Raw genomic sequence first — 6,393 nt, 5'->3', positions numbered from 1 at the left:
GACTCGTCGGAGGTGTTCGCGGGTCGGGTGGCCGAGTGTGAGCGTGCGTTGGCTCCGTTCGTGGAGTGGTCGCTGACGGATGTGCTGCGGGGTGACGCGGATGCGGCGCTGCTGGAGCGCGTGGATGTGATTCAGCCGGCGAGTTTCGCGGTGATGGTGTCGCTGGCGGCGATGTGGCGTGCGGCCGGTGTCGTACCGGATGCGGTCCTTGGCCACTCCCAGGGTGAGATCGCTGCGGCGTGTGTGGCAGGTGCTCTGTCGCTTGAGGACGCGGCGCGTGTGGTGGCTCTGCGGAGTCAGGCGATCGGCCGGGTCCTGTCGGGTGCGGGCGGTATGGCGTCTGTCGCTCTGGCGGAGGCCGAGGTTCGTGGTCTGCTGGTCGAGGGTGTGGAGGTCGCGGCCGTCAACGGGCCGACCTCCGTGGTGATCGCGGGTGATGCCGAGGCTCTGGATGGTCTGCTGACCGTTCTGGAGGGTCGGGGTGTGCGGGTGCGGCGGGTCGCGGTGGATTACGCGTCCCACACCCGGCACGTCGAGGCCGTCGAGGACGTGCTCGCTGCCGAGCTCGCGGGTGTGACCGCGCTGGCTCCGGAGATTCCGTTCTTCTCGTCCGTGGACGGCGCCTGGGTCGATGAGGCGGGTGTGCTTGACGGCGGGTACTGGTACCGCAATTTGAGGCAGACGGTGGGCTTCGAGCCTGCGGTCCGGGCGCTGATCGGTGAGGGCTTCGGCGTCTTCGTCGAGGTCAGCTCGCACCCCGTCCTCCTCCAGCCGGTGACCGAGATCGCCGACGCGGCCGAGGCCACGCCCGTACTGGTGGGCTCTCTGCGTCGGGGCGAGGGCGGCATGCGGCGCATGCTCGCGTCCCTCGCCGAGGCCTTCGTGCGCGGTGTCGACATCGACTGGACGGCCGTACTGCCCACCGGGTCCACCCCGTACCGGCTCGACCTGCCCACGTACGCCTTCGACCACGAGCACTACTGGCTCAAGGCTCCCGACCGCCCCGCCGACGGGGACAGCCAGGTCGACGACGCCGACCGCGACTTCTGGACCGCTGTCGACGACGCCGATCTCGACGCGCTGGCCACGCTGCTCAACGCCGACACCACGGACCGTCAGAGCGCCCTCGGTGCCGTCGTCCCGCTGCTGGCTGACTGGCGCGAAGGCCGCCGCGAGCAGTCCGTGGTGGAGGGCCTCCGATACGCCGTCACCTGGCAGCCGCTGCCGCAGACCGCCCCCGGAGTCCCGGGCGGCACGTGGCTGGTGATCGCCCCGGCCGAGCGCGCCGGTGTCGACGGCACCGCCGATGGGAGCGCCGATGGGAGCGACGGCACCGACCGGACCGACGACCTGGCGCGCGTACTCGCCGCCCAGGGGCTCACCACGGTGCTGCTCGAAGTCCCGGAAGCCGGCCTCCGCGACAGGGCGTCGCTGGCCGCGTCGCTGAGCGGTGTCCTCGCCGAGCACGACCTCTCCGGAGTGCTGTCCCTCCACGCGCTGGAGCGGGCACAGGAGTCGCAGGACGCCGCAGCCGTCGCCGAGACCACGCTGGTGCTCCTCCAGGCCCTCGCCGACACGGGCGCCACCCAGCCGCTCTGGTGCCTGACCTCGGGCGCGGTGAGCACCGGGACACAGGACACCGTGACCTCCCCGCTCCAGGCGGCGCACTGGGGCCTCGGCCGCGCCGCGGGCCTGGAGTACGCGGACCGCTGGGGCGGCCTCGTCGACCTGCCCGCCGAGATCGACAGCCGCACCGTGCAGCGCCTCCTCGGCGTACTCAACGGCGCGGGTGACGAGGACCAGCTCGCGATCCGGCGTACGGGCGTCCACGCCCGCCGACTGGTCCGCAAGTCCCTGCCGAGGACGGCGGGTACGCAGCAGTGGAAGCCGCGCGGAACGGTCCTCGTCACCGGCGGTACCGAAGGACTCGGCCGGCATGCCGCCCACTGGCTCGCGCTCGGCGGCGCCGACGCGCTGATCGTCACCACCACCGCCGACACGCCGGACGACGGCGTCGAGACACTGCGCGCCGAACTCTCCCGGCTGGACGTCCGGACGAGCGTCACGGCCTGCGACGCCGCCGACCACGACGCGCTCGCCCGGCTGATCGGCGGACTCCCCGCCGACCGGCCGCTGACCGCCGTGATCCATGCCGCCGACGTCATGCAGACCAGCTCCCTGGCCGACACGAGGCGGGCCGACCTCGACGAGGTGTTCGCCGCGAAGGTGGAGATCGCCGTCTGGCTCGAAGAGCACCTCAAGTCAACGGAGCTCGACGCCTTCGTCACCTTCTCCTCCATCGCCGGCGTCTGGGGCGGCGGCGGGCAGGGCCCGTCCGGTGCGGCGAACGCCGTCCTCGACGCCCTCGTCGAACGCCGCCGCGCACGCGGACTCACGGCGAGCTCCCTCGCTTGGGGCGCGCTCGACCGGATCGGCGTCGGCGCCGACCCGGCAGCGCTCGCCCAGCTGCGCCGCCGAGGCGTCCTCCCGGTCGCTCCCGAGGTCGCCGTGAGCACCCTGGAGCAGGCGCTGCGCGCCGACGAGAGCGCGGTGGTCGTCGCCGACATGGACTGGAAGGCGTTCATCCCGGCGTTCACGTCCGTCCGGCCGAGCCCGCTGTTCGGCGAACTGCCCGAGGCGCGCGAGGCGATGCGGTCCGCAGAGTCCGAAACGGGCACGGGCACCGACGACGCCCAGTCGTCCCTGGTCGCGAGCCTGACCGCGGCCTCGGAGACCGAGCAGCAGCGGATCCTGCTCCGGCTCGTCCGCAGCCACGCCGCCACCGTTCTGGGACACAGCAGTGCCGAGGCCATCCGGCCGCTCCAGGCCTTCCAGGAAGTCGGCTTCGACTCGCTGGCGGCCGTCGGCCTCCGCAACAGCCTGCACGCGGCCACGGGCCTGCGCCTGCCCGCGACGCTGATCTTCGACTACCCCACCCCCGACGCGCTGGTCGAGTACCTGCGCGCCGAACTCCTCCGCACGACCGCGGACGAGTTCGAAGGGCGGGAGGACGACCTCAGGCGTGTCCTGGCGGCCGTCCCCTTCGCCCGGTTCAAGGAGTCCGGAGTCCTGGACACCCTTCTGAAGCTTGCCGAGACGGACGCGCCCGAGGCATCGGCGCCGTCGGAGGACAACTCGGAACTCATCGACGCAATGGACGTCGCCAGCCTGATTCAGCTGGCCCTCGGCGACGACGCAAGCTGACCCGTTACATCAGATCGTGGAGGAAGAAATGGCATCGCCTGACGAGCAGCTTGTGAGCGCACTGCGTGCTTCGCTGAAGGAGAACTCCAGACTGCAGCACGAGAACAGCCAGCTCGCTGCCGCTGCCGTCGAGCCCGTAGCCATCGTGTCGATGGGCTGCCGGTTCCCGGGTGGGATCACCAACCCCGAGGACTTCTGGCGCGTGGTCTCCGAGGGTGCCGACGTCTACACCGAGTTCCCGACCGACCGCGGCTGGGACCTGGACGGACTCTTCGACCCCGATCCCGACAACCCCGGGACCACGTACGTGCGCGAAGGCGCCTTCCTGCACGACGCGGCCAAGTTCGACGCGGCCTTCTTCGGGATATCGCCGCGCGAGGCGCTCGCCATGGACCCGCAGCAGCGCCAGCTCCTGGAGGTCTCCTGGGAGACCTTCGAGCGCGCCGGCATCGACCCCCACTCCATGCGGGGCGCCGACGTGGGCGTCTTCACCGGCATGGTCCACCAGGACTACGCACCGGACCTGAGCGGCTTCGAGGGATACCTCAGCCTCGAACGCGCCCTCGGCACCGCCGGCGGTGTCGCCTCCGGACGCGTGGCCTACACCCTGGGCCTGGAGGGCCCGGCGGTGACCGTCGACACCATGTGCTCGTCCTCGCTGGTCGCCCTGCACCTGGCGGCGCAGGCGCTGCGCCGTGGCGAGTGCTCGATGGCGCTGGCCGGCGGCGCCACCGTGATGGCGACGCCGGGCGGCTTCGTCGGCTTCTCCCGGCAGCGCGGCCTGGCCGCCGACGGCCGCATCAAGGCGTTCTCCGCGTCCGCCGACGGCAGCGGCTGGGCCGAGGGCGTGGGCGTGCTGCTCCTCGAGCGTCTCTCGGACGCCCGCAAGAACGGGCATCGCGTGCTGGCCGTGCTGCGCGGCTCCGCGATCAACCAGGACGGTGCGTCGAACGGTCTGACCGCTCCGAACGGTCCTGCGCAGCAGCGGGTGATCCGCAAGGCGCTGGCCAACGCGGGCCTGACCACCTCCGACATCGACATGGTGGAGGCGCACGGTACGGGTACGACGCTGGGCGACCCGATCGAGGCGCAGGCCCTGCTCGCGACCTACGGGCAGGGGCGCGAGGAGGGCCGGCCGCTGCTGCTGGGCTCGGTCAAGTCCGTCCTCGGACACGCGCAGGCGGCTTCGGGTGTCGCCGCGGTGATCAAGACCGTGCAGTCGCTGCGCCACGGTGTGCTGCCGGCGACACTGCACGTGGACGAGCCGACGCCGCAGGTGGACTGGACGGCCGGCGCGGTGGAGCTCCTGACGGAGTCCCGGACGTGGCCGGAGACCGACCGGCCGCGCCGTGTGGGCGTCTCGTCGTTCGGCGCGAGCGGTACGAACGCGCACGTGATCCTGGAGCAGGCGCCGGAGGAGGGGGAGGCCGCCGTCGCGCCGTTCGACGGTGATGCGGTGCTTCCGTTCGTGGTGTCGGCGAAGGGCGCGGAGGCGCTGCCGGGTCAGGCGGCGCGGCTCGCGGAGCTCGTCGAGGGTGATGAGGCGGTGCCGTCGGCGGGTGTGGCGGCTTCGCTGCTGTCCGGTCGTGCGGTGCTGTCGGATCGTGCGGTCGTGGTCGCGGGTTCGCGTGACGAGCTGCTGTCGGGTCTCGGCGCGCTGGCACGCGGCGAGTCGGACGCGACCCTGGTCAGGAGCCTCGTCCCTGGTGGGGGCAGTGGTCCGGGCCGTTCGGTGTTCGTGTTCCCGGGTCAGGGTGCGCAGTGGGTCGGCATGGGCCGTGAACTCCTCGACTCGTCGGAGGTGTTCGCGGGTCGGGTGGCCGAGTGTGAGCGTGCGTTGGCTCCGTTCGTGGAGTGGTCGCTGACCGATGTGCTGCGGGGCGAAGCCGATGCGGCGCTGCTGGAGCGCGTGGATGTGATCCAGCCGGCGAGTTTCGCGGTGATGGTGTCGCTGGCGGCGGTGTGGCGTGCGGCCGGTGTCGTACCGGACGCGGTCCTTGGGCATTCGCAGGGTGAGATCGCTGCGGCGTGTGTGGCGGGTGCGTTGTCGCTTGAGGATGCGGCGCGTGTGGTGGCTCTGCGGAGTCAGGCGATCGGCCGGGTCCTTTCGGGTGCGGGCGGTATGGCGTCCGTCGCTCTGGCGGAGGCCGAGGTTCGTGGTCTGCTGGTCGAGGGTGTGGAGGTCGCGGCCGTCAACGGGCCGACCTCGGTCGTGATCGCGGGTGATGCCGAGGCTCTGGACGGTCTGCTGACCGTTCTGGAGGGTCGGGGTGTGCGGGTGCGGCGGGTTGCGGTGGATTACGCGTCCCACACCCGGCACGTCGAGGCGGCCGAGGACGTGCTCGCTGCCGAGCTCGCGGGTGTGACCGCGCTGGCTCCGGAGATTCCGTTCTTCTCGTCCGTGCACGGCGCTTGGGTCGATGAGGCGGGTGTTCTCGACGGCGGGTACTGGTACCGGAACCTGCGGCAGACGGTCGGCTTCGAGGCCGCTGTCCGTGCGCTGATGAGCGAGGGCTTCGGTGTCTTCGTCGAGGTCAGCCCCCACCCCGTACTTCTTCAGCCGGTGACGGAGATCGCCGACGCGGCGGAAGTCACCCCCGTACTGGTGGGGTCTCTGCGTCGTGGTGAGGGCGGCATGCGGCGCATGCTCGCGTCCCTCGCCGAGGCCTTCGTGCGCGGTGTCGACATCGACTGGACTGCCGTACTTCCTGCCGGTGTTGTCGGTGGTCCGCGCGTCGACCTGCCGACGTACGCCTTCGACCACGAGCACTACTGGATCCAGATGACGGGTGCCGACACCGACGTCGCCTCCGTCGGTCTCTCCTCCACCGACCACCCCCTCCTTGGCGCCGTCGTCGAGCTGCCGCAGTCGGACGGGCTGGTCTTCACCTCCCGCCTGTCGCTGCGGACGCACCCCTGGCTCGCCGACCACGCGATCCAGGGCTCGGTCGTCATCCCCGGCACCATCTACGTCGACCTTGCCATCCGGGCCGGTGACGAGTTCGGCTGCGGGGTGCTGGACGAGCTCGTGATCGGGGCACCGCTGGTGCTCCCCGAGGACGAGGCCGTCCGCATCCAGGTCGCTGTCGGCGGTGCCGACGAGTCCGGACGCCGCACGGTGGGCGTGTATGCGTCCCGTGGTGACGGTGGTGCGGGCGGTGGGCAGGAGTGGACCCGGCATGCGTCGGG

2 protein-coding genes are annotated in these 6,393 nt (G+C 71.7%); both read left to right on the top strand.

Annotation, left to right across the window (positions count from 1 at the left end):
- A partial coding sequence (locus E0F75_RS39510) for an SDR family NAD(P)-dependent oxidoreductase (protein WP_229315879.1) occupies positions 1-3,204 on the top strand: 3,204 nt, incomplete at its 5' end.
- Between the two features lie 28 nt (positions 3,205-3,232).
- Positions 3,233-6,393, top strand: a 3,161-nt coding sequence (locus tag E0F75_RS39505; RefSeq protein WP_229315878.1) for a type I polyketide synthase, incomplete at its 3' end; no start/stop codon positions are given.

Source organism: Streptomyces sp. CB02980 (assembly GCF_014451325.2).
Taxonomy (GTDB): Bacteria; Actinomycetota; Actinomycetes; order Streptomycetales; family Streptomycetaceae; genus Streptomyces.
This window is presented reverse-complemented; position numbering and strand designations above follow the sequence as displayed.